The 22486-nt window shown below is 70.7% G+C and carries 22 protein-coding genes; 12 read left to right on the top strand and 10 right to left on the bottom strand.

Annotated features, from left to right (window positions below; translation table 11 throughout):
• Positions 1-107: 107 nt before the first annotated feature.
• From ACZ41I_RS28100 to ACZ41I_RS28090, 3 genes are all read left to right on the top strand, one after another.
• Entirely contained in the window at positions 108-317 is a 210-nt protein-coding gene (locus ACZ41I_RS28100; protein WP_399776099.1) for a hypothetical protein, read from the top strand.
• A 77-nt stretch (positions 318-394) separates the two neighbouring features.
• The gene (locus ACZ41I_RS28095; protein WP_468515376.1) at positions 395-2980 is read left to right on the top strand and encodes a bifunctional FO biosynthesis protein CofGH; all 2586 of its coding nucleotides are present in this window, start codon (positions 395-397) and stop codon (positions 2978-2980) included.
• A gap of 59 nt (positions 2981-3039) precedes the next feature.
• On the top strand, positions 3040-3603 hold the full coding sequence (locus ACZ41I_RS28090; RefSeq protein ID WP_399776095.1) for a hypothetical protein: 564 nt from the start codon (positions 3040-3042) through the stop codon (positions 3601-3603).
• Here the strand turns inward: ACZ41I_RS28090 and ACZ41I_RS28085 are convergent.
• Positions 3596-4105 carry a DUF2165 domain-containing protein gene (locus ACZ41I_RS28085; RefSeq protein ID WP_399776093.1) on the bottom strand — a complete coding sequence of 170 codons (510 nt, stop codon included), beginning with the start codon at positions 4103-4105 and terminating at the stop codon, positions 3596-3598. The genes ACZ41I_RS28090 and ACZ41I_RS28085 overlap by 8 nt on opposite strands.
• A gap of 87 nt (positions 4106-4192) precedes the next feature.
• On the opposite strand from ACZ41I_RS28085, the gene ACZ41I_RS28080 reads away from it, so the two are divergent.
• A complete protein-coding gene (locus tag ACZ41I_RS28080) occupies positions 4193-6694 on the top strand; it encodes a tetratricopeptide repeat protein (RefSeq protein ID WP_468515375.1) in 2502 nt (833 codons plus the stop codon).
• Here the strand turns inward: ACZ41I_RS28080 and ACZ41I_RS28075 are convergent.
• Together ACZ41I_RS28075 and ACZ41I_RS28070 are read right to left on the bottom strand one after the other, a co-directional pair.
• Positions 6678-6863, bottom strand: coding sequence for a DUF397 domain-containing protein (locus tag ACZ41I_RS28075; RefSeq protein ID WP_468320364.1), 186 nt, complete (start codon positions 6861-6863; stop codon positions 6678-6680). The two genes, ACZ41I_RS28080 and ACZ41I_RS28075, sit on opposite strands and share 17 nt — an antisense overlap.
• Entirely contained in the window at positions 6860-7672 is an 813-nt protein-coding gene (locus tag ACZ41I_RS28070) for a helix-turn-helix domain-containing protein (RefSeq protein WP_468320361.1), read from the bottom strand. The genes ACZ41I_RS28075 and ACZ41I_RS28070 overlap by 4 nt, the downstream gene beginning before the upstream one ends.
• Positions 7673-7776: 104 nt before the next feature.
• On the opposite strand from ACZ41I_RS28070, the gene ACZ41I_RS28065 reads away from it, so the two are divergent.
• The 4 genes from ACZ41I_RS28065 to ACZ41I_RS28050 all read left to right on the top strand — a co-directional run bounded on the left by ACZ41I_RS28065 (position 7777) and on the right by ACZ41I_RS28050 (position 9881).
• Positions 7777-8193, top strand: coding sequence for an ATP-binding protein (locus ACZ41I_RS28065; protein ID WP_468320703.1), 417 nt, complete (start codon positions 7777-7779; stop codon positions 8191-8193).
• A gap of 229 nt (positions 8194-8422) precedes the next feature.
• On the top strand, positions 8423-9202 hold the full coding sequence (locus tag ACZ41I_RS28060; RefSeq protein ID WP_468515374.1) for a helix-turn-helix domain-containing protein: 780 nt from the start codon (positions 8423-8425) through the stop codon (positions 9200-9202).
• A 74-nt stretch (positions 9203-9276) separates the two neighbouring features.
• Complete coding sequence (locus tag ACZ41I_RS28055; RefSeq protein ID WP_468320356.1) at positions 9277-9624, top strand: DUF6247 family protein; 348 nt, start codon at positions 9277-9279, stop codon at positions 9622-9624.
• Positions 9621-9881 carry a hypothetical protein gene (locus ACZ41I_RS28050; RefSeq protein ID WP_399776082.1) on the top strand — a complete coding sequence of 87 codons (261 nt, stop codon included), beginning with the start codon at positions 9621-9623 and terminating at the stop codon, positions 9879-9881. The genes ACZ41I_RS28055 and ACZ41I_RS28050 overlap by 4 nt, the downstream gene beginning before the upstream one ends.
• 18 nt (positions 9882-9899) lie before the next feature.
• On the opposite strand, the gene ACZ41I_RS28045 is transcribed toward ACZ41I_RS28050, so the two are convergent.
• Entirely contained in the window at positions 9900-10355 is a 456-nt protein-coding gene (locus ACZ41I_RS28045; protein ID WP_468515373.1) for an SgcJ/EcaC family oxidoreductase, read from the bottom strand.
• 95 nt (positions 10356-10450) lie between these two features.
• Here ACZ41I_RS28045 and ACZ41I_RS28040 point away from each other — a divergent pair, with 95 nt between their 5' ends.
• Positions 10451-10951 carry a MarR family winged helix-turn-helix transcriptional regulator gene (locus ACZ41I_RS28040; protein WP_468320353.1) on the top strand — a complete coding sequence of 167 codons (501 nt, stop codon included), beginning with the start codon at positions 10451-10453 and terminating at the stop codon, positions 10949-10951.
• 20 nt (positions 10952-10971) lie between these two features.
• Here the strand turns inward: ACZ41I_RS28040 and ACZ41I_RS28035 are convergent, their stop codons facing one another.
• Complete coding sequence (locus tag ACZ41I_RS28035; protein ID WP_468515372.1) at positions 10972-11994, bottom strand: alpha/beta fold hydrolase; 1023 nt, start codon at positions 11992-11994, stop codon at positions 10972-10974.
• Positions 11995-12102: 108 nt separating this feature from the next.
• On the opposite strand from ACZ41I_RS28035, the gene ACZ41I_RS28030 reads away from it, so the two are divergent.
• Positions 12103-12840: a TetR/AcrR family transcriptional regulator gene (locus tag ACZ41I_RS28030; RefSeq protein ID WP_399776076.1), complete on the top strand. Its 738-nt coding sequence runs from the start codon at positions 12103-12105 to the stop codon at positions 12838-12840.
• Between the two features lie 95 nt (positions 12841-12935).
• Positions 12936-14051 (top strand): ADP-ribosylglycohydrolase family protein, encoded by a 1116-nt coding sequence (locus ACZ41I_RS28025; RefSeq protein ID WP_468515371.1) that lies wholly within the window; start codon positions 12936-12938, stop codon positions 14049-14051.
• A 31-nt stretch (positions 14052-14082) separates the two neighbouring features.
• Here the strand turns inward: ACZ41I_RS28025 and ACZ41I_RS28020 are convergent, their stop codons facing one another.
• The 3 genes from ACZ41I_RS28020 to ACZ41I_RS28010 form a co-directional block, all read right to left on the bottom strand.
• Positions 14083-14697: a hypothetical protein gene (locus ACZ41I_RS28020; RefSeq protein ID WP_399776072.1), complete on the bottom strand. Its 615-nt coding sequence runs from the start codon at positions 14695-14697 to the stop codon at positions 14083-14085.
• Positions 14698-14735: 38 nt separating this feature from the next.
• Positions 14736-16307 carry a sodium:solute symporter family protein gene (locus ACZ41I_RS28015; RefSeq protein ID WP_468515370.1) on the bottom strand — a complete coding sequence of 524 codons (1572 nt, stop codon included), beginning with the start codon at positions 16305-16307 and terminating at the stop codon, positions 14736-14738.
• Between the two features lie 127 nt (positions 16308-16434).
• On the bottom strand, positions 16435-17223 hold the full coding sequence (locus tag ACZ41I_RS28010) for an SDR family oxidoreductase (RefSeq protein WP_468515369.1): 789 nt from the start codon (positions 17221-17223) through the stop codon (positions 16435-16437).
• A gap of 74 nt (positions 17224-17297) precedes the next feature.
• On the opposite strand from ACZ41I_RS28010, the gene ACZ41I_RS28005 reads away from it, so the two are divergent.
• A complete protein-coding gene (locus tag ACZ41I_RS28005; RefSeq protein WP_363215228.1) occupies positions 17298-18140 on the top strand; it encodes a hypothetical protein in 843 nt (280 codons plus the stop codon).
• A gap of 28 nt (positions 18141-18168) precedes the next feature.
• Here ACZ41I_RS28005 and ACZ41I_RS28000 read toward each other — a convergent pair whose 3' ends face one another.
• The gene (locus ACZ41I_RS28000; protein ID WP_399776066.1) at positions 18169-20073 is read right to left on the bottom strand and encodes an MFS transporter; all 1905 of its coding nucleotides are present in this window, start codon (positions 20071-20073) and stop codon (positions 18169-18171) included.
• Positions 20074-20309: 236 nt separating this feature from the next.
• Positions 20310-22486 (bottom strand): D-alanyl-D-alanine carboxypeptidase (locus ACZ41I_RS27995; protein ID WP_468515368.1); only part of this gene is annotated, 2177 nt, incomplete at its 5' end.

Here is a 22486-nt window from a genome sequence, read left to right as displayed (position 1 = left end):
CGATTGGCACTCCACAATGTGTCATGTGCGCGACGTTCAGGGCCACGGTGCATCACCCAGGGGGGTGCCGACCGTGGTGAGCGCCCGGCCAGGAAGACTCTGCTGTCATGAGAAGAATCGTCTGGCTCGCGTGGATGGCAGTGCACTTCAACGAATACGGCTACAGCCAGGGGCCGCTGCGCGCCACGGTCGGCACGGTCGTCGTCCTGCTCGCCGCCGTACTGGTCGGCTACGCGCTGAACCGCCACCGGCCCGCCGCCCTGACCGCCGCCGGCCTCACCGTCGCCGCCGGCATCGGATGGCTGGCCTGCCACTGAGAGGCGTTCCCCGGCGAGCGGGAACAGGGCCGGGCGGGTCCTCTCCGGCCTGATCAAGCCGAACGTATGCTCAAAGAATGACGACTTCCGCGACCCCCGGACCCGGCCCGACCGAGAACTCCATGCGTCGCGCCCTCAAACGCGCCCGGGACGGCGTCGCCCTCGACGTCTCCGAGACGGCGGTGCTGCTCCAGGCCCGCGGTGAGGACCTGACCGATCTCGCCGCGTCCGCCGCCCGGGTGCGGGACGCGGGTCTCGAACAGGCGGGACGTCCCGGCGTCATCACGTACTCGAAGAGCGTCTTCATCCCCCTCACCCGGCTGTGCCGGGACAAGTGCCACTACTGCACCTTCGTCACCGTCCCCGGCAAGCTGCGCCGGGCCGGTCACGGGATGTTCATGTCCCCGGACGAGGTGCTGGACGTCGCCCGCAAGGGTGCCGCCCTCGGCTGCAAGGAAGCCCTGATCACCCTGGGCGACAAGCCCGAGGACCGCTGGCCGGAAGCGCGCGAGTGGCTGGACGCGCACGGCTACGACGACACGATCGCCTACGTCCGTGCCGTCTCCATCCGGATCCTGGAGGAGACGGGGCTGCTGCCCCACCTCAACCCGGGCGTCATGACCTGGACGGACTTCCAGCGCCTCAAGCCCGTGGCCCCCTCCATGGGCATGATGCTGGAGACGACCGCGACCCGGCTGTGGTCCGAGCCCGGCGGCCCCCACCACGGCTCTCCGGACAAGGAACCGGCGGTACGGCTGCGGGTGTTGGAGGACGCGGGCCGCTCCTCGGTGCCCTTCACCTCCGGACTCCTCATCGGCATCGGTGAGACGTACGAGGAGAGGGCCGAGTCCCTCTTCGCGCTCCGCAAGGTCTCCCGGGCCTACCACGGCATCCAGGAGCTGATCATCCAGAACTTCCGCGCCAAGCCGGACACGGCGATGCGCGGCATGCCGGATGCCGAACTGGACGACCTGGTCGCCACGGTGGCCGTGGCCCGGCACATCATGGGCCCGTCCGCCTGTCTCCAGGCACCGCCGAACCTGGTCGACTCCGAGTACGAACGCCTGATCGGCGCCGGTATCGACGACTGGGGCGGGGTGTCGCCCCTGACCATCGACCATGTCAACCCCGAGCGCCCCTGGCCGCAGATCGAGGAGCTGGCCGCGAAGTCGGCCGCAGCAGGCTTCGAACTGCGCGAACGCCTCTGCGTCTACCCGGAGTTCGTGCGCCGCGGCGAACCCTGGCTGGACCCGCGGCTGCGCCCGCACGTGAGCGCGCTGGCCGACCCGGAGACGGGCCTCGCCCTCCCGGACGCGCCGGTCCAGGGCCGCCCGTGGCAGGAGCCGGAGGAGTCCTTCGTACCGACCGGCCGAACGGACCTGCACCGCACGATCGACACCGAGGGCCGCACCGCCGACCGGCGTGACGACTTCGACGAGGTGTACGGCGACTGGGAGGCGCTGCGCGAGGCCGCCGCGCCCGGTATGGCGCCGGAGCGCATCGACACGGACGTGCGGCAGGCGCTGCGCACCGCGGCCGGCGACCCGACGAAGCTGACCGACGCCGAGGCGCTGGCCCTGCTGCACGCGGACGGCCCGGCGCTGGACGCGCTGTGCCAGGTGGCCGACGACGTGCGCCGGGCGGCGGTCGGCGACGACGTGACGTACATCGTCACCCGCAACATCAACTTCACCAACGTCTGCTACACGGGGTGCCGCTTCTGTGCCTTCGCGCAGCGCAGGACGGACGCGGACGCGTACAGCCTCTCCCTCGAACAGGTCGCGGACCGCGCCCAGCAGGCCTGGGACGTGGGTGCGGTCGAGGTCTGCATGCAGGGCGGCATCCACCCCGACCTGCCCGGCACGGCGTACTTCGACATCGCGAAGGCGGTGAAGTCCCGCGTCCCCGGGATGCACGTGCACGCCTTCTCGCCGATGGAGGTGGTGAACGGCGCGACCCGCACCGGCCTGTCCGTGCGCGAGTGGCTCACGGCGGCCAAGGAGTCCGGCCTGGACACCATCCCGGGTACGGCGGCGGAGATCCTGGACGACGAGGTCCGCTGGGTGCTGACCAAGGGCAAGCTGCCGACGTCCACCTGGATCGAGGTGATCACGACCGCGCACGAGCTGGGCATCCGCTCCTCCTCGACGATGATGTACGGCCATGTCGACCAGCCGCGCCACTGGCTCGGCCACCTGCGCACGCTGGCCCGCATCCAGCGCGAGACGGGCGGCTTCACCGAGTTCGTGACGCTCCCGTTCATCCACACCAACGCCCCGGTGTACCTGGCGGGTATCGCCAGGCCGGGCCCGACGACGCGGGACAACAGGGCGGTGACGGCGATGGCCCGCCTCCTCCTGCACCCCTGGATCCCCAATATCCAGACGAGTTGGGTCAAATTGGGCACGGAGGGCGCGGCGGAGATGCTCCGCTCCGGCGCGAACGACCTGGGCGGCACCCTCATGGAGGAAACGATCTCCCGCATGGCGGGCTCGTCGTACGGCTCGTACAAGTCGGTCCGCGACCTGGTCGCCGTGGCCGAGGCGGCCGGCCGTCCGGCCAAGCCGCGCACCACGCTCTACGGCGAGGTGCCCCGGGAACGGCAGCGGGCGGCGGAGGCCTCCGACGGCCACCTGCCGGAACTGCTGCCGGTCCTGGACTGAGTACGATGATCCGACCCCCGACCTGACGAGGGGCCCCGTAGCGGAGGAGATGCGTACCCGTGGCTGCCCGACTGCCCTCGTGGGCCTGGGTCACCGGTCTGACGGCAGGCGCGACCGCGGTCGTCGTCGCGCTCGCCGTACAGGCGGACCACGGGCCGCATCCCACGGCCGCCGTGGCCGAGCCGAGCCCGTCCGCGTCGGCGAGCGCGCACGGCTCCGCCGCGCCGCACGCCACGCCCCCGCCCGCGCTGCCGGACGGGTCGGGCGAGGGCCGCCGGATCGTGTACTCGCTCGGCGAGAAGCGGGTGTGGCTGGTCGACGCGACGGGCAAGGCGACCCGGACGTTCACGGTGTGGCCGGGCACGGTGAACCCGCAGCCCGGCCGCTACTCGATCATCAAGCGCACCCAGTCCATCAAGGGCTCGGACGGCGTGGAGATCGAGCACGTCATGTACGTCACGATCGTGTCCGGCGTGAACATAGCCTTCTCCAACGCCCTGGACGGCTCCTCGCCGCCCCCGGCGGACGGCAAGAAGCTGGGCGGGATCCGTATGCACAAGGCGGACGGAGCCGCGCTGTGGTCCTTCGGCGACCAGGGCACCGCGGTGGCGGTCGTCAAATAGCGTCTTCCCGGCGGGCGGGCAGCTGGTTGACGATCAGGGCGACTCCGGCGAGCAGGAAGACGCGGGTCGCCGCGTCCAGCCCGTTCCAGGTCTTGGACTGCCACATCGAGAACCACTCACCGCCGATCGCGATGAACCCGGCGCCGAACAGCAGCAACAGCATCAGCAGCCCGTAGGTGGAGACACGCCGCGCGAGGTCGTCGTCCTTCCGCCGGGCCCAGAGGTACGTGCCCCAGACCAGGACCAGGGCGGCCACCGTCTCCCACACGATGATCAGGACGTACGCGGTGTCCTGAAGGGCTGTGCTGGTGATCGCCCGCCACATCAGGTCCTCGTCCTTGAAGGTCGTGTCCATCGCCAGCACATGCCGGACGAACTGCTGGTTCGTCCCGAAGTCGGTGATGTTCCCGAGGGCGACGAGGGCGATGTAGAGGGCGAGTATGCCGGTGAGCACACCGGCGGCGAGCGTGAGGCCGGTGCGACGCGTGGGGGTGGTGGTCATGGCTGAATTCTCCCCTGCCCAGGGCCCGGATATCGCGTGGGCATTGCGCCAGAATGAAGAGTCCGGCTTCGGGGGAAAGGCGTACGCATGGCGCAGGCACGGCCGTCGATGCAGGAGCTGATCGGACGGCGCAGACGGGCCGGGTTCGTCGGACGCAGTGATGAACGGGCGGCCTTCCGCGCCAACTTGGACGTACCCCCCGAGGACGAACGCCACCGCTTCCTTTTTCATGTGCACGGCAACGCGGGTGTCGGAAAGACGTTCCTGGTCCGGGAGCTGGAACAGATCGCGCGGGAGCGGGGCGCGCTGACGGCGTACGTCGACGAGGGCGCGGGGAGCGTGCCGGAGGCGATGGCGTCGATCAGTCGTGAGTTCCGCCGACAGGGCCGGGAGTTCAAGAAGCTCGAAAAGGCGTTGGTCATGTACCGGGAACGGCGGCACGAGGCCGAGGTGGTGATGGCCGGGCTGGAGCCGGAGCCGGAGAGCCCGTCGGCGGTGACGGCGACGGCGGTACGGGCGGGGCTGGCCGGCCTGAGCATGGTGCCGGGAGCGGGACCCTTCGTGGGCGCGGTCGACCCGGCTCAACTGTCACGGTACGCCGAGAGGTTGCGGCGGGGTCTCAGCGCCCGCTTCGGCAATCAGGACGACGTGCAGCTGGTGCTGTCACCCGAGCGTGAGCTGACACCCGGACTGCTCGACGAGTTGGCCCCGGTGGCGGCCTCGGTGCCGTGGATCGTCCTGTTCTTCGACACGTACGAAAGGATCGGGCCGTTCGTCGACAGCTGGCTGCACGAGCTGATGACGACGGACCGGCACGGGGCGCTGCCCGCCAACGTGGTCGTGGTCACGGCCGGCCAAGGCCCTTTCGACACGGCTCGCTGGGGCGGCTTCGCCGACTTCGTGACGCACGTGCCGCTCGGGCCGTTCACGGAGGCGGAGGCCCGGGGACTGCTGGCCGACCGGGGCGTGCGGGACGAGCAGGTGGTCGCGGAGGTCCTGCGGCTGACGGGCGGGCTGCCGGTGCTCGTCTCCACCCTCGCGGAGGCCAGACCCGCCGATCCCGGCGACGTGGGGGATCCGAGTGCGGACGCCGTGGAGCGGTTCCTGAAGTGGGAGCGGGATCCGGTGCGCCGGGGGGTGGCCCTGGCCTGCGCGGTGCCCCGGCGGCTCGACGCGGACGTGTTCCGGGCCGTGGTGGACTGCGAGGAGGCGGAACTTGACGCGCTGTACGGCTGGTTGAGCGGCCTGCCGTTCGTCGACGGGCGCGGCGGCGGACTCCGGTACCACGACGTCGTACGGGCGCCGATGCTGCGGCTGCAGCGGGCACGGTCGCCCCGGGGATGGGGGGAGCTGCAGCGGCGGCTGGCGGGAGCGTTCGGGCAGTGGCGGGGTCAACTCGAAGGGGCGCGGGACACCGAGGAGCTGTGGGCGGACGAGGAGTGGCGGGAGCTGCGGCTGGCCGAGTGCTATCACCGGCTGTGCGCGGGGGACCGGGAGGCGTTGCCGGGGGCGCTGCGGGAGTTCGTCCATGCCTGCGCCGCCGGTGACGCCACGGCCCAGCGGTGGGCGCGGGCCCTCGCGGACGCGGGCGAGGATGCCGACTCGGGGTCCGTGGCTCGCTGGGGCGGCGAGCTGACGGAGGCCCTGGGGAACGGCGGAGTGGCCGCCGCACTCGGGCTGCTGCTGCACCGGGCGGCGCTCGACGAGCCGGACCGGGCGCTCGCCCATGCGGTACGGGGCGCCGCGCTGCGGCGCGGCGGGGCGTACGACGAGGCCCTGACCGCATTCGCGAGTGCCATCGCTCTGGATTCCGGGCTGGCGCGGGCCTACCGCGGCCGGGCCCTGGCCCACGGCGAGCTGGGGGACTACCGGTCTGCACTCGCGGACATGGAACGGGCCGTGGCGCTCGCACCGGACGACCCGTGGAGTCACGCGGTGCGCGGCGAGTACCACCGCATGCTGCGCGACCACGACGAGGCGATCCGGCACCTGGACGAGGCGATCCGGCTCGACCCGGCCGGCGACTTCGCCTGGGCCTCCCGAGGCGCCACCCGCCTCGCCCGGGGGGAACTCGACAGCGCCCTCGAAGATCTGAACCAGGCCCTGGAACTCAACCCGGACTACGCCTGGGCGCTCGCCCGCCGGGCCCGCGTATGGCGCGCCCGCGCCGAGCCCGCCCGTCAGCTCGCCGACCTCGACCGTGCCCTCGCCCTCCAGCCGGACTGGGCCTGGGGCCGCTGCGAACGAGGTGACGCCCTCCGCGTGGCCGGGCGCGACGAGGAAGCCCTCGCCGACTACGACCGCGCGCTCGCCCTCGACCCCGAGTACGCGTCGGCGTACGCGAGCCGGGGCGTGTCGCTGGCCAACCTCGGCCGCCACCGGGAGGGTCTGGCCGACCTGGACCGCGCGGTCCGGCTGAGGCCGGAGTACCCCTGGGCGGAGTGCCGACGGGGGATCATCCTGCTCGAACTGGGGTCCCCCGATGCGGCGCTGGCCGCCCTGGACAGAGCGAAGTCCTTGTCACCGCACGACGAGTGGATCCTGGAGTGGCACGGCAGGGCGCTGGCCGCCGTCAGCGATCAGCAGTGAAGGCCAGGAACTCCGTCCAGGCGGCGTCCCTGAAGGTGAGTCGGGCGCCTTCCTTGTTCTTGGAGTCGCGGATGTGGATGGTGGCGGGGGTTATGGCTACTTCGACGCAGTCAGGGCCGTCAGCGCTGCTGTAGCTGCTCTTGAACCACGTCAGCGTGGAGGTGGTCATGCTTCGTCTCCCAGCACTTTCTCGATGAACGCCATCGACTCCCGGGGCGGGAGAGCCTGTGCTCGGATCATTCCATAGCGCATGTCGAGGATCTGTACTTCCCGGGGGTCGCTGATCACTCTGCTGTGCAACTGGACTTCCAAGTGTCCCAGTGTCTTGCCGTTCCGGAGTTTCAGCAGTCGGATGGGTCCGCTCAGCCCGGCGTGATCCTGCCGGTCCGTAGGCATCACCTGGATCTCGACATGCGGCAACTTGCCCACGTCCAAGAGGTGTTCCAGCTGCCGACGTAGAACGCCCTTGCCCCCGACGGGCCTTCGCAGGGTCACCTCCTCCTGAACGAACGTGATCAGCGGGCGCGGCACCCTGGCGAAGACTGACTTCCGTGCCATGCGCGCTGCGACGAGCCGCTCGATCTCGTCCTCCGTGTACGACGGACGCCGCAGCGTGTACACCGCCTGGGCGTACTCAGCCGTCTGCAACAAGCCATGGATGTGAGAGCTGACGTAAGCCCCCATCTCGACGGCCTCGTCCTCCAGCTTGGCCAGGTCCCGGACGTTCTTCGGATACCGAGCCTTCTCCACGTCCTCCTTCATCGCGGACAACTTCCCGTCCGCATGCAGTACTTCATCGGCCTTGTCGAGAAAGTCCGGCTTGGGGAGCCGGCGCCCACGCTCCACCGAGGACACCATCTCCTCGCTGTACCCGATCGCGGTCCCCAGCTCGGCCTGCCGCATCCCGACGGACTCCCGCCACACCTTGATCTGCCGCCCGACCGCCTTGAGTACGGCCTCGGCCTCCTCGTCCTCCACCCTCGCCCCTCCTGACGTACGAGCCGTACGGCCACGCCAATGACCCGGACAGTCACGCTGCGTACCGTGGTCGTCGCTGTTCAGAGTAGGGAGGGACGGCCACGCTGGGTGACGTGAATGAGAAAACCTGCCTCAGGATCCAGCTGTCCGCCACTCGAAGGGGTGCCCGTCTCGCCCGTCTCCTCACCGAGCGCCAACTGGACGAGTGGGGCGTGCCGTTCGAGGGGGCGGCGCACATCGTCGCGGAGCTGGCGTCCAACGCCGTACTGCACGGGCGGGTGCGGGGGCGGGACTTCCGGCTGGGGTTGGCGCTCCGTGACGACGGCACCCTCCGTATCGAGGTGACCGACCCCCGGGGCGACCGGGTCCCGTGTCTCCACGACCCGGTGGCCGAGGGGTCGGAGACCGGCCGGGGCCTGCGGATCGTCGCGGCGTACGCCGACCGCTGGGGCGTGGAAGAGGCGCCGGCGAACGCGAAGACCGTATGGGCCGAACTCGTACCGGGTCGCGGCGGTCCATGACCCGGTGGGTCCCGACCCCAAAGACCAAAGAACCGGGGAAAGAACCGAACCCACCCCCACCGCCCCCGTCGCTCACTCGCCGGAGTGAATATGCCCAACGCAAGTGGCGCGGCCGGGCAGTTGTGGTGCAGCGTCAGGGACGACAACACGTCCACACATGCATCGGCCCCCGCCGGGACTGCCATCCCAGTGCGAGGGCCTGATCACCAAGGAAGAAGAGACCTTCCCGATGACTGACAAGCAGCGTAACGCGCCCGCGCGCCCGAAGGCCCGGCATTCGTCCGGAGTCACCCACGTGAACGAACCCCACCACGACAACTTCACCGTGGTCGGCAATCACCTGGCCCAGCACCCCGAGCTGTCCCTGGTGGCCATCGGCCTGGCACTGCACATCCAGTCGTTGCCGGAGGGCACACCGATCGGCATCAAGGCTCTGGCAGCGAAGTTCCCCGAGGGTGAGATCCGGATCGCGGCGGCCCTGCGCGAGCTGGAGGAACACGGATACCTCGCGCGCCCCAGGGAGCGTCTTCAATCGGGGCAAGTGACGACCCGGACGATCTCGTACAACAAGCCGAGGGCCGCGCTGGCAGCCGCGGCCCCGGTTGCCCCCGAGCCCGCCGCCGCTCCGAAGGCTCCCGCACCACCCGGCAGGGCCACCGAACTGCTCGCCGGGCTCCGGGCCCATGACTCCCGCCTGCTCCTGACCGAACGGGACGTCCAGCGCCTGGCGCCGGCCGTCTCCGAGTGGCTGGAGCGAGGAGTGCCACCCACCGCCGTGGTGCGCACCCTGACGACCGGCCTGCCCCAGGACCCGATCAAGCACCCGGCGGCCTTCCTGCAGCACCGCCTCACCGCCCAACTGCCGCCGCACCTCCCGGCCGCGCCACCCCGCCCGGAGCCGCACCGCCCATCTCCGCTCCAGACCTGCGACGGCTGCGAACGGGCCTTCCGCGCCCCTGGGCCGGGCCGGTGCCGCGACTGCCGTATGCCGTCCGCGGCCGTGGCATGAGCGCCACGTCACCGGCGTACCGCCGACTCCACCGGTACCGTACGAGGACCGAGCCACTCGCACCGGAGGTCACCGTGAGCGCCCAGACCGACGGCCCGTACGGACCGCTGATCCCCATGCCCGAGCTGACGCCGGACGCGTTGCGGGCGGCGGTCGCGCGCATCGCACCAAGTCGGATTCCGGCGCTGACGCAGCACCTCTTCGAGGCCACGACCAACGCCCAGCAGACCCAGAGCCTCGCGCCGCTGCGTGCCTTCGTGCATTCCTGGGCCGTGTTCGTCGCCATCGAACGACATCCGGAACGGGCTGCTCGCCTGCGCGAACTGGAGCACATCGTGGATGCCGGGGAGCAGGATCCTGCGGCGGCCATCGCGGAGATCCGCGCGATCCGCGAGACGGCCGAGTCGGAGGCCGGCCTGTGACGGACTGGGCTTGGGACTACAACCCGAGCGCCGACTACGTCACGGGACAGCTGCCGCCGGGAGTCGTCGCGGAGGTGGAGCGGCTCGCGACGGAACTGGCCGCCCTGGGCCACGACGCCGTCAAGGTGGGCCGGCCCTTCGATCGCGAGGGTGGACTGCGCGAGTTCGACATTCTAGGCGGTCGCGGTTTCATCAGCTTCCTCGCCGTACCCCGCCACGAGTGCGTCTACGTCTGCAACGTCACCTGGTACGGCTGAACGTGCTGTGACGTCCGCTCACCTCTCGGCCGCCGGGACCAGCTCCGGGTTGAACCTGTAGGAGATCGATTCCATCAGTGGCTTGCGCTTGGTGTTGTGGAAGGCCGCGATGCGCCATGTGCCGTCGTGCTGCCGGATCAGTGTGTACGTCTGGATCTTGGTGAGCTTGCGCGGTCGTTTGGTCTTGTAGGTGTCGCCACGCCCGTTGACCACCGCCACGTCCGGGCCGTGGAAGCGGATGTCGAGGACCTCGTCGGCGAGCTTGGTGCCCTTGAGGAAGCTCGTGAACAGGGCGCGGTGGCTGTCCACGATGTCCCGGCGGCCCTGGTAGAAGGTGCCGACGTAGGTGATGTAGGTGGCGTCCTCGGTGAACAGCTCGCCGTAGGCGTCGGCGTCCTGGCGCTCCCAGGCGGCGACGAGTTCGTCCAGTACGGCGGTGACGGCGGTGACGTCGGGGGCGGTGGGGTTCGGCATGGTGGAGTTCTCCCCTGCTCGTTAGACTGCGTGCAGATTCTGAACGTAAGCAGTATCTGCATCCGTGCAGATAAATGTAGGAGAGGAGCCGGGTGATGGCAACCCCCTTGGGCGGCGGCGACGAGCATGTGATCTTCCGTCAGTACCTCGATGCCGTAGGCCTCCAGGGGCTGGCCAGTGCCGAAGCCGCCGGCCTGCACACCTCGGAGTGGTACGCGCTCAGCCTGATCGCGGTGGAGGGCGGTCTCACCTCGGGTGAACTGGCCACCAGGACCGGCCTGACCACCGGTGCCACCACGCGCCTGATCGACCGCCTGGAGCGGGCCGGGTACGCGCGTCGCACCTCGGACCCGAGGGACCGCCGGCGGGTGATCGTGGAACCGGTCCCGGACGCGCTCGCCCGGGTCGAGGAGGTCGTGGGCCCCGCCCGCCGTCACATCGCCGAGGTCCTGTCCCGCTACAGCCCCGAGCAGCGGGCGTTGCTCTTCGACTACTTCGAGCACGCCGCACCCGCGTTCCGCGCGGCCACCGAGGAGATCCGCAAGGCGGTCGCGCCGAGGCGCAGAAGGGCGGCCCGGACCCAGGACGGCGGCTGACCCCCGCGCTCCCCGTTGCTTCAGCGCACCGCCTCCCCCGTCACCGCCGGCCGGACCTTGGTCAGCAGGAGGTTCAGGAACTGGCCGGGGTGGCGGAACGACGCGAAGTGGCCGGCCTCGGTGATGAGGGCGAAGTCCTTCACCGGGGCCGTGAGCGCCTCGTAGAAGCGGCGGGCCGGTTCCGGCGGAGTGAGGACGTCGCTGTCGCCCTGGAAGAGGAAGACGGGGAGGCGGAACGCGGTGCCCTCGGTGTACTCGTCGACCGTCGTCGCCTGGGGGCCCAGCGGCTCCGAGAAGGTCTGGGCCTTGAGGTAGGTGCGCAGGTCGCGCAGGGTGTGGAGCGGGGAGAACCAGAGGGAGCGGATCACGACCGTCTTCATCGTGTCGTAGGTGAGCGGGTCGGTCGTCACCATCGTCTTCGCGTACGTGGCCCACGCGTGGGCCGACCAGGCGGAGCGGTCCGGGCCCATCGCCTCGATCGTCGCCCGCTGCTTCTTCTTGCCCGCCTTCTCCAGGCGGCCCAGCAGCGCCTCGTAGGCGGTGGTGTCACGGCCGCCCCCGATGATGTTCTGGTCGGTGCCGACGTACGCCGCGTACAGCTCGGGGTGGTTGCGGGCCAGACGGAGACCGGTCACCGTGCCGAAGCTGTTGGCGAGGAGGATCACCTTCTCCACGCCCAGGCGGGTGCGGATGTGGTGCGTGACCTCCAGGGCGTCCTGGTACAGGCGGTCGAGGGTCAGCTCGCCCTGGCCCTCGGGGCCGCCCGCCGCGAAGGTCCGTCCTGCGCCGCGCATGTCCCAGCGGACGATCGTGAAGTGCCGCTCCCAGGCGCGGGTGCGCGGGACGAAGATCAGGTTGGAGGCGCCGGGGCCGCCGTGGATCTCCAGGATCACGGGGTTCGTCCGGTCCTCGCCGCGGACGGAGATCCACTGGTCGATGCCGCCGATGCGGACGTACGAGGACTCGTCGATGCCGTTCGGCGTGGTGATCGCCAGCTTCTTGGCGAGAGCGCGGCGCCTGAGGGCGCGGTAGGTCAGCAGCATGGTGTTCCACCTAAACTGTTTATGCCATCAGCTGTTCTCTGCGTTTACGGTATATACAGTTGTCTGGCGGAGTCAACAGACTTCGCAGTGGCGATCGGGAGGGACGTCTTGGGCGGGCGGAAGAACGAGCAGGCACAGGACCGCGACCGGCGGACGGCCTTCGCGCTGCTGTGGGGCGAACAGGAACAGCCCACGCGCGGGCCGAAGCCGACGCTGTCCCCGCAGCGCATCGCCGCGGCGGCCGTCGAGCTGGCCGATGCCCAGGGGCTGGACGCGGTCTCGATGAGCAAGGTCGCCGCCGAGTTCGGGGTCTCGGCGATGGCGCTCTACCGGTATGTGCCCGGCAAGGCGGAACTGGTCGACCTCATGATCGAGTCGATGCTCGCCGAGGTCCCCGACCTGTCCGCGGCGGAGGGCGACTGGCGGGCCGGGACACGGCTGTGGGCCCGCCGGTGCCTGGAGGTCTACCGGGCCCATCCCTGGGCGCTCGCCGCCACCGCGATGCGCCGCCAGGTCATGGGCCCCCACCAGCTCGGCTGGCTGGACGCGGCGCACGCGGCCCTGGAGCCCACCGGCCTGCCGGCCGCCCAGCGGCACCAGGTCTTCGTCCTGGTCGTCGGTCTGGTGCGCAGCATTGCCCAGCAGGCGGCCGACTTCGACGCGGACCAGGACCGCGAGTGGAACCGCCTCACCGGCGAGGTCCTCGAACGCCACGCGGACCGGTTCCCGGCACTGACCCGGGCCATCGCCGACGGCGCTTTCGACCCGACCGGCACCGACCCGCTCGATTTCGGACTCGACCGGATCCTCGACGGAGTCGAAGCGCTCGTGGCTGGGCGGGAATGACCCGCGGCGGGTGATTTGCCCCCGTGAACGGACCGTTCCCCGTCGATTACAGTGCCTAGCGTCGTACGGACGGACGGTGCCATGAGGAGGTCTGCGTGGGTGCGACATCCGGCACCGTCTGGGGCCGAGCCGAACAGCAGGACTTCCGCAGTCGGGTGCGCGGCGCCCTGCTCGGGGTCGCCGTGGGCGATGCGCTGGGCGGCCCCGCCGATCCGCTGTCCCTGGAGGAGATCCGGGCCGCCTACGGCCCCGAGGGCCTGCTCGACCTGGTCTTCGGACACGGCCGGCGCGGTACGGTCACCCACCACACCCAGCTCACGCTGTTCACCGTGGACGGCTTGATACGCGCCCAGGTGCGCCGGGACACCGGCGCCTGGCATCCGCCGACCGATCTGCACCGGGCGTACCTCCGCTGGGCGGCCACCCAGCGGGACTGGGGGCCCGACGAGCGGCGCAAGGACGACGGCTGGCTCGCGCGCGAGGAGTGGCTGTACGCCCGGCGGGAGCCGACCCGGGCGCTGCTCATCGGCTTCGGCGACGAGATCATGGGCACGCTGGAGTCACCGAAGAACACCGGTGAGCTGGGTCCGGAGGCGGTGGCACGGTCGGCGCCGTTCGGGCTGCTGGTCGGCTGGGAGCCGCAGCTGGTCGCGCAGCTGGCGGTGGAGTGCGCGGCCCAGAGCCACGGGCATCCCATCGCCTATCTCTCGGCGGGCGCGTACGCCGTGATCGTGCATGCGCTGGCCCGGGGCGAGAGCCTGGACGGTGCCGTGCAGCGGGCCCTGGCCCTGCTTGCCGCCCGACCGGGTCACCAGCCCGTCTCGGACGCGCTGCAGCATGCGCTGGGTGCGGTGCGGCAGGGGATTCCCGGTCCCACGCGGGTGGAGGAACTGGCCGGCGACGGTACGGCGGACGGGCTGCTGGCGGCGTCCGTGTACTGCGCGCTGGTGGGGGAGGACGTGCGGCACGGCCTGTGTCTGGCGGTCAACCAGAGCGGGCCGTCGGCGGCGGCGGGCGCGCTGACCGGCGGTCTGCTCGGCGCCCTGCACGGTGAGACGGCCCTCCCGCCGGGATGGCTGGCGGAGCTGGAGGGCCGTCCCACGATGCTGGAACTCGCCGACGACTTCGCGATGGAGATGACCCAGGGCCCCGCGCTGCACGGGCCCGCGGGGTCGTCGCCGGGGTGGCTGGCCCGGTACCCACGCGCCTGAGCCGGGCCCGGACGCGCGGTCAGGGGTGGTCCTAAGCCCGGGTGCAGGTGTGCTCCGTGGTGCTGCCGTTCTCGTCCACGTGCCTGATGTGCAGGACCTTGTTGGCGTACATCACCTCCAGCCGCTGACCGGAAGCGGCGCTGGACGTCCCGGGCGGCTGCCAGGGGAGGACCTGGTTCACAAAGGTGCCGACCGACGCGGGGACGTTGGAGGCGGCGGCGCTCTGTCCGCCGGAGCTGTCACCGCCCATGTCCTCGGGGACGCTCATCACCAGGCGGCCGCCCTGGAGCGCCCATGTGCCCTTGACCGACTTCCCGCTGCCGTTCATCGACCACGTGCCGTCGGCGATGTTCATGGAGTAGGAGAAGGGGGCCCCGGAGGAGGGCTTCGAGGTGACCTTCCAGGAGCCACGGACGAACGCCGCGAACGCCTTTCCGGTCACCCCGGGCGTCGGTGACGACCCGCCCGTGCCGGCCGTGCCCTTGCCGTCCCCCGTCCTCTGGCTCTTCCCAGGCCGCTTCCCCTTGCCCTCGTCGTTCCCCTTGCACGCCGCCAGCAGCGATGCGCCGACGCCGACGGTGAGACAGCGCAGGGCGGTACGGCGGCCCACCAGCCGGGAGGCGGCCCGCCATGCTTCGATGCTCATCGGTTCCCCGTTCCTGTCGATCAATGTCAACCGGCAGGTTACAGAGGATGGTTGGGTGTACCCACCACGTCGTCCCCGGCACTCGCGGGCACCGGAACCGCGGCCACCGCATCCCCGTCCGCATTCACCTTCTCGATGATCGCCAGGCGTTCCGGTGTGTCCTCCGGTTTCACATGGCCGATCACGATGTACAGGACGAGGGACACCGCCAGCGGCACCGAGACCTGGTACTGCAGCGGCACCCCGCCGGAGACGTTCCAGCTGATGGGGTAGTTCACCAGCCAGAACGCCAGCAGGCCCGCCGCCCAGCTGGTCAGCGCCGCCGTGGGGCCGGAGCGGCGGAACGGGCGGAGCAGGCCGAGCATCATCGGGATCGCGATCGGCCCCATCAGACCGGCCACCCACTTGATGACGACCGTGATGATGTCCTTGAACGCGGGGGAGTTGACCTGCGTCGCCACCGCCATGGACAGGGCCAGGAAGACGACTGTCGTGACACGGGCGGCGATCAGCCCCGACCGCTGTCCCCACGCCCGCGCGCGAGCGGACAGCACCGGTGCCACGTCCCGCGTGAACACCGCCGCGATCGCGTTCGCGTCGGAGGAGCACATGGCCATCGTGTGGGAGAAGAAACCGACGACGACCAGGCCCAACAGCCCGTGCGGAAGGAGCTGTCGGGTCATCAGGCCGTAGGAGTCGGAGCCGTCCGGCTTCTGGGCGTGGACGAGGAGCGGGGACATCCACATGGGGAAGAACAGGACGACCGGCCAGACCAGCCACAGGATCGCCGAGAGGCGGGCTCCGCGCTCGGCCGCGTACGCGCTGCCGGTCGCCATGTAGCGCTGCGCCTGGTTGAGCATGCCGCCGTTGTACTCGAAGAGCTTGATGAACAGGAAGGCGAGGAGGAAGACCGTGCCGTAGGGGCCGACCAGCGGCTTGCCGTGGCCGTGCAGGGCCGGCTGGTTCCAGGCGTCGAGGAAGCCGATGTGCTTGTCGCTCAGCTTCAGGACGACGGCGACGAACATCGAGACGCCGGCCAGCAACTGGATGACGAACTGGCCGAGTTCGGTCAGCGCGTCCGCCCACAGACCGCCGATCGTGCAGTACACGGCCGTGATCGCACCGGTGATGAGGATGCCCTGGTTCAGCGTGACACCCGTGAACACGGACAACAGGGTCGCGATGGCCGCCCACTTCGCGCCCACGTCCACGATCTTCAGCAGCATGCCGGACCAGGCGAGCGCCTGCTGGGTGGGCAGGTTGTAGCTGTTCCTCAGGTACTCCAGCGGGGAGGCCACATGGAGCCGGGAGCGCAGCCGGTTGATGCGCGGTGCGAACAGCTTCGACCCGATGGCGATGCCGAGTGCGATGGGGAAGGACCAGGTGACGAAGGAGGTGACGCCGTAGGTGTAGGCGATACCCGCGTACCCGGTGAACATGACCGCGCTGTAGCCCGACATGTGGTGCGAGATGCCGGACAGCCACCAGGGCATCTTCCCGCCGGCCGTGAAGAAGTCGGAGACGTCGTCCACGCGCTGGTGCGACCAGACGCCGATCGCGACCATCACACCGAAGTAGCCGATGAGTACGGCCCAGTCGAGACTGTTCATGTGCTCGATCGTGGGTGTGGCTGCATGAACGCGACAAGCAAGTATAAGGTCAAGTCACGGCAAAATCGTTCGGCTTGATGACTCATGTTCATGAACATGAACGCTCACGTGTGGCGTGCCGGCTGTCTCAGCGCATCAGCTCTCCCGCGTTGACCAGCAGGGACTGTCCGGTGATGGCCCGCGACCGGTCCGACGACAGGAACACCGCCGCGTCCGCCACGTCCCCGTCCGTCGCCAGGTCCGGCAGGGCCATCCGCTCCGTCAGGCGGCCCAGGACCTCCGCCTCCGGCACTCCTTCCGTCTGTGCGGTGAAGGTGACGTACGCCTGCACCGGCGGTCCCCACATCCAGCCCGGCAGTACGGTGTTGACCCGGATCCGGTGCGGTCCGAGTTCCCGTGCGAGTGAGTACATCGCGCTGGTCAGCGCCCCCTTCGAGGCGGCGTACGCGGCCTGCTGCACCTGGGAGGGAGCGGCGAGTGCCGACTGGGTCCCGATGAAGACCACCGAGCCGCCCCCGCCCGCCTTCAGCGCCGGCAGGCAGGCGCGTGTCATGCGCAGGGTGCCGAGGAGGTTCACGTCGATGACCGACTGCCAGGTCGCGAAGTCCGCGTCCTCCAGTCCGCCGAAGTGGGAATCCATGGCGGCCACGTGCACCACCGCGTCGATGCCGCCGAACCGCGCCCGCGCCAGCTCCGCCAGCGCGGCGCACTGGTCCTCGACGGTGATGTCCGTCGGCCGGTACGCCGTACGCCTGCCGTCCGGGTCGATCCCGGCCGCGCTCTTGGCGAGGTTCGCCTCGGTGCGCGCCCCGAGCACCGCGTTCCCGCCGTCCCGCACGACGGCCGCGGCGACCTGATGGCCGAGCCCGACGCCGACTCCCGAGACGACCACGGTCTTGCCTGCGAGCAGGGACATCGGTGCCTCCCGCGGTATGGCGGTTTATCTGACGGGGCGTCAGAGTATGGCGCACCGCAGGAAAGGGGAAGCGCATGAGCGAGGACACCCGCAGCGAGCTGTACGGCGAGCTGGCCGCCGTCGGCCCGTACGGCGTCCACCCGGGCCACGCCCTGATCACCATGGTCGAACCGCACCCCGGCCACGAATACGCCTACAACCGCTGGTACGAGGACGACCACTACTACGCCGGCGCGATGGCCATGCCCTGGATGTACGCGGGCCGCCGCTGGGTCGCCACCCGGGACCTGCAGCTCCTGCGCCATCCCGAGAAGTCGGCGGTCGCCCGGCCCGTCACCACCGGCTGCTACCTCTCCACCTACTGGATCACCGACGGGCGCTACGACGACCACATGAAGTGGACCGTCGGCATCAACAGGCGCCTCAACCGGGACGCCCGGGTCTACCACGACCGCACCCACGTCTTCACGGCCTTCCAGGACCACGAGACGACGGTGTACCGGGACGGCGCGGCGGGCCCCAGGGACTTCCACGCCCTGGACCACCCCTACGCCGGGCTGGTGCTGGAGGTGATCGACAGCGAGTCGGCCGGGCAGCGGGCCGAGCTGCTGCAGTGGCTGCGCGTCCGGCACCTGCCCGAGCGGCTGTCCGGCTCCCCGGCCGCGATGGTGACCGTGTTCCGGCCCACCCCGCTGCCCGGCGACCGCATGACCTACGTCCGGCAGGTCGAGGGCGTGGACACCCGGCTGACCCTGCTGTGGTTCCTGGAGCAGGACCCGCGGGAGTGCTGGGAGGGCCGCTTCACGGATCTGGACGAGCAGGTGGCCGGGTCGGGGCTGGGGAGGCTGGAGCTGATCGCGCCGTTCATCCCCACGATCCCGGGCACGGACCGCTACGTCACGGAACTGCGCGGCTGACAGTTCCGGACGAGCGGGTGGGGGGAGATCATTTCAGCGCGTCGGGGCACGGAGTACCGCGAGGCAACTGGTACGGCGCCGCCAGCCTGTACGTCCCCGCCCGCGGAGCGAGCAGCACCGTCCACTTGTCGCCCTTGGCGTCCTCCGGCGTCTCCGTCAGACACCCGTTGACGTTGACGTACGTCTTCGCCTTCGTCTCCTGCGGCGCCTTCAGGCTCTTGCCGTGCTCGTCGACGATGCTCAGCCACGGCGAGTACGGGATCCTGATCAGGATCCGCCCGGCCTTGCGCACCTGCAGCGTCATCTCGCCCTGCCCGGCCCGGTCCACCACCGCGTCGGGCTCGGCGAGCGGCGTCGGATCGGTCACCTGGAACAGCTGCCAGTTGGCGTCGCCCCAGACCTGCTTCAGATACGGCATCCCGCGCCGGAGCAGCTCCACCTCACGCTCGCCGCCGTCGCCGTCCGGGTCGTCCTTGGGCAGGACGACGAAGTGGACGGCCCAGCGCTGCAGCCACTCGTGATAGTTCGCCGAGTTCAGTGTGTCGTCGTAGAAGAGCGGGTTGCGCTCCATGTCGGCCTGCCGGTTCCAGCCGCGCGCCAGGTTGACGTACGGCGCGAGCGCGGACGCCTCCCGGTGCGAGCGGGCCGGGACGACCTCGACGCGGCCCTTCTCGGCGCCGGCCTTCTGCAGCTGGTGGACGAGCGGGGCGAGCTCCCGGGCCCAGGACGCGGCCGGGGTCGTGTGCATGATGTCGTCGACCGTCTTGAAGCCGATCCAGCCGAGGAAGCCGAGGAGTGCCAGCACGGTCGTGTACCACCTGCGCGACTTGCGCACCGTGAACGGCAGCGCGGCGATGAGCGTCGCTCCCGCGAACAGCATCGGCAGCCGCGAGATGTTCGAGCCGATCTGCGAGCTGATCAGCCACACCAGGACCACGCCGACGCTGTAGACGGCGGCGGTCAGCCGGACGGTCACCCACTCCTTCGGCACCAGGAACAGACACAGCAGGCCGTAGAGCAGGGGCAGTATCACCGACCAGATGGTCATCGGCTGGGTGCCCGAGAACGGGAAGAGGAAGTAGGAGGCGGCGACCACCGCCGTCGGGGCGAGCCCCAGCGCCCAGGCGCCCGGCCGCCGCTTCTGCAGGAACAGTGCGGCCGCGACCAGGCCCACGAACAGCCCCGAGACGGGCGAGGCCATGGTGGAGAGACCGGCCAGGGGGGCGGCCACCGCCGCCTTCGCCCAGCGTTTGTACCGCCAGCGGTACGGCCAGCAGAAGACGGCCGCCACGGCGCCGAGCGCGAACATCGTGCCGAGCGCGAAGGTCACCCGGCCCGAGATCGCGTTGCACAGCAGCGCGAAGATCCCGGCGAGCGAGGCCCACAGCGGGTTCTTCACCGCCCGGCTGCGGATCATGACCAGGGTCAGCAGGCCCGCCGAGACCGTCCCGGCGATCATCATCGTCGTACGGACGCCCAGGACGGCCATCAGATACGGCGACACCACGCTGTACGACACCGGGTGCATGCCGCCGTACCAGGCGAGGTTGTACGCCGAGTCCGGGTGCCGGCCGACGAACTCCGCCCAGGCGTCCTGGGCCGCGAGATCACCGCCGCTGTTCGCGAAGGTGAAGAACCAGATGATGTGCAGGACACCCGCGAGGGCCGTCATGGACAGCACGGGGTGGCGCAGCATCCGCTGCCGGAGGGGTTCGGCGGCGGCGAGGAGCCCCGCGAGCCGGCTCGGGCGGGCGCCGGGACGATCACGGTCGGCAGGGCCGGCCGAGCGGTCGGTGCGATCGCCGGGCAGGCCGGGGCGACCGTCCGGGAGGTCGGTGCGACGCTCCCGGTCAGCTGTGGACAGGCGTATTCGCGGGCCGGATCCCGAGCCCGGATCGGCGTCGTCGGCGCGTGTCGGCTCCGCTGTGGCCACCTGAAGGCACTCCCCGTGTCCCGTCTTTTGTTCGCGGCCGTGGTCCGTGGTCTTCCGGCCGCTTCTGTTCTCGGCCCGGTCTCCTGGTGTTACCGGCCGCTTTCCGTTCAGTTCGCGGTCGTGTCCCGTGACCGGCGACCTGCCCCGATTCGTGACGCTAGCACGCAGCCCGCCGCGGGGCCCCCGGGTGGGGGCGCCGCAGGCGGGCTGCAGGCGGCGGGCGGGACGCGGTGCGATCAGCCCAGGCGGGTCAGCTTGGCACCGAAACCGGGCTCGGCCAGGTCCTTCTGCAGGGCCACCGGGATCTTGACGGCACCGGCCGAACCGTCACCCACGGTGAGTGCGCCCACCCGGGTGCCGGCCTTCGCGCTGTGCGGCACCTTGCCGGAGGTGAAGGACAGCTTCACCTTCAGGCCCGCCCAGCCGACGGCCGGGACGTCCTTCGTGAGCACGACCGGGGTCTGGCCGCCGAGCTGGTCGTCCACGTAACCGACCACGGCGCCCTTCTTCAGGATCGTCGAGGAGGTCAGCGCGTCCTGGGCCGCGAGCAGCGCGGTCTTGCTGACCGCGTTGACCGTGTCGAGGATCGACGTCCCCCGGTGCTGGCCGAGGATCGCGCCGACGATCGTCACCGTCTGCCCGCCGACCGTCTTGCGGGACGCGAAGAGCAGGTTGCCGCCGGCCGCCGTGGTGCTGCCCGTCTTGATGCCGATCGCACCCATCTGGAACGGCAGCTTGTTCCAGTTGGGCCAGTTGTGCCCGGTGGGGTCGGTCCAGCTGGCCGCGCTGGTGATGGCGACCAGGGCCGGGTTCTTCACGACCAGGCGGCCGAGCTTCACCTGGTCCTCCGCCGTGGAGACGGTGGTCTCCTTCAGACCCGACGGGTCGGTGTACGTCGTGTTGGTCATCCCCAGCTCCTTGGCGGTGGCGTTCATCTTCTTGACGAACGCCGCCTCCGAGCCCGCGTCCCAGCGCGCCAGGAGCCGGGCGATGTTGTTCGCGGAGGGGATCATGACGGCCGACAGGGCCTGCTTCTCGGTGAGGCGGTCACCGGCGTGGAGGGTGTTGACGGTGGACTCGCCGCTCTTGCTGTAGCCGCCCTCCTTCTCCGCCCGGGGGTCCACCGTGATCCTCGGGCCCTCCTGGCCCGGCTTCAGCGGGTGGTCCCGGAGGATGATGTACGAGGTCATGGTCTTGGCGACCGAGCCGATGGCCACGGGGGTCTGCTTGCCGAAGTGCCCCATCGTGCCGATGCCGGCGACGTCGATCCAGCCCTGGCCCTCACCCGGCCAGGGCAGGGTCGTGGTGCCGCCGTCGAAGGTGTAGGTGTCCTTGCCGGTGAGCGCGAGGGTGGGGGACGGCAGCGGGCGGAGGGTCTGTACGACCGCGAAGACGATCGCCAGGAGCAGGACCAGGGGGGTCCAGATCTTGACCCGGCGCACGATCGTGCGGACCGGGGTCTCCGGGGGCGGCGGAGTGTTCGTCAGCTCCGCCAGGAGGTCCAGCGGGGGCTTCGGCGGGAGCGGCTGCTGGGTGGTGCGCTCGGGGCCGACGTGGGGGACGGAGGTGGTGGCGTCCGGCTTGCCGGCGGGCTGGGACGCGGGCTTGGCGGCGGGCTCGGTGGCGGGCTTCGTCGCCGGGGCCATGTCGTTCTTGAGCGCGACGAACTTGCTGGTGCGCTCGGGGTCGGACGCCGGGGTGCCCTTCGGCGCGGTCGGCCTGGCGCCGAGCTTGAGCATGGTCGTCGGCTGGTCGACCTGCGGGGCCGGCCTGGGCGATATCGCCTTGAAGAGGGTGGTGGGCTGGTCGACGGCATGGGTGCCCTCGGCGCCCTCCGCCTCGGCTTCGCCTTCGGCGTCGGTGCCGTTCCCACCCGCACCGCCCGTGCGGGTCTCGTCGTCGGCTGCGGGTGGCCCCTGCGGGGTGTCCTCGCCGTCGGCGTCCTCGGGAGCGTCCTCGGCCCCCTCCGCCTCGGCTTCGCCTTCGGCCTCGGTCTCGGCGTCCTCCGCCTCGGTCTTCCCGTCAGCCTCTGCGCCGCCGTCCGCACCGGCCGTGGAGTCCGGCTTGGCCTTTGCGTCCGCGGCGGGCGCGGGGGTGGTCTCGGGCTTGGGCTTCACGTCCGTGCCGCCCTCTGCGGCTGTCTCGGGCTTGGGCTTTGCGTCCGCGTCCGGCGCGGGGGTCGTCTCGGGCTTGGGCTTCGCGTCCGCGGCGGGCGCGGGGGCAGCCTCCGGCTTGGGCTTCGCGTCCGCCTCGGCCACTGGAGCCGTCCCGGGCTTGGCCTTTGCTCCCGTGTCGGCCGCGGAGTCCGGCTTGGCTTTTGCGTCCGCGTCCGGCGCGGGGGTCGTCTCGGGCTTGGGCTTCGCGTCCGCGGCGGGCGCGGGGGCAGCCTCCGGCTTGGGCTTCGCGTCCGCCT

The sequence above is a fragment of the Streptomyces sp. NPDC030799 genome (assembly GCF_055572255.1).
The sequence above is the reverse complement of the archived record's forward strand: the minus strand, read 5'-3'. Positions and strand labels throughout refer to the sequence as shown.

Bases quoted from the DNA above. Each gene is read 5' to 3' on its own strand.
- ACZ41I_RS28015 (WP_468515370.1), bottom strand. From the start codon at position 16,307: ATGAACAGTCTCGACTGGGCCGTACTCATCGGCTACTTCGGTGTGATG.
- ACZ41I_RS28100 (WP_399776099.1), top strand. From the start codon at position 108: ATGAGAAGAATCGTCTGGCTCGCGTGGATGGCAGTGCACTTCAACGAA.
- ACZ41I_RS28020 (WP_399776072.1), bottom strand. From the start codon at position 14,697: ATGAGCATCGAAGCATGGCGGGCCGCCTCCCGGCTGGTGGGCCGCCGT.
- ACZ41I_RS28095 (WP_468515376.1), top strand. From the start codon at position 395: ATGACGACTTCCGCGACCCCCGGACCCGGCCCGACCGAGAACTCCATG.
- ACZ41I_RS28075 (WP_468320364.1), bottom strand. From the start codon at position 6,863: ATGACCACCTCCACGCTGACGTGGTTCAAGAGCAGCTACAGCAGCGCT.
- ACZ41I_RS28045 (WP_468515373.1), bottom strand. From the start codon at position 10,355: ATGCCGAACCCCACCGCCCCCGACGTCACCGCCGTCACCGCCGTACTG.
- ACZ41I_RS28060 (WP_468515374.1), top strand. From the start codon at position 8,423: ATGACTGACAAGCAGCGTAACGCGCCCGCGCGCCCGAAGGCCCGGCAT.
- ACZ41I_RS28080 (WP_468515375.1), top strand. From the start codon at position 4,193: ATGGCGCAGGCACGGCCGTCGATGCAGGAGCTGATCGGACGGCGCAGA.
- ACZ41I_RS28005 (WP_363215228.1), top strand. From the start codon at position 17,298: ATGAGCGAGGACACCCGCAGCGAGCTGTACGGCGAGCTGGCCGCCGTC.
- ACZ41I_RS28035 (WP_468515372.1), bottom strand. From the start codon at position 11,994: ATGCTGCTGACCTACCGCGCCCTCAGGCGCCGCGCTCTCGCCAAGAAG.
- ACZ41I_RS28010 (WP_468515369.1), bottom strand. From the start codon at position 17,223: ATGTCCCTGCTCGCAGGCAAGACCGTGGTCGTCTCGGGAGTCGGCGTC.
- ACZ41I_RS28040 (WP_468320353.1), top strand. From the start codon at position 10,451: ATGGCAACCCCCTTGGGCGGCGGCGACGAGCATGTGATCTTCCGTCAG.
- ACZ41I_RS28085 (WP_399776093.1), bottom strand. From the start codon at position 4,105: ATGACCACCACCCCCACGCGTCGCACCGGCCTCACGCTCGCCGCCGGT.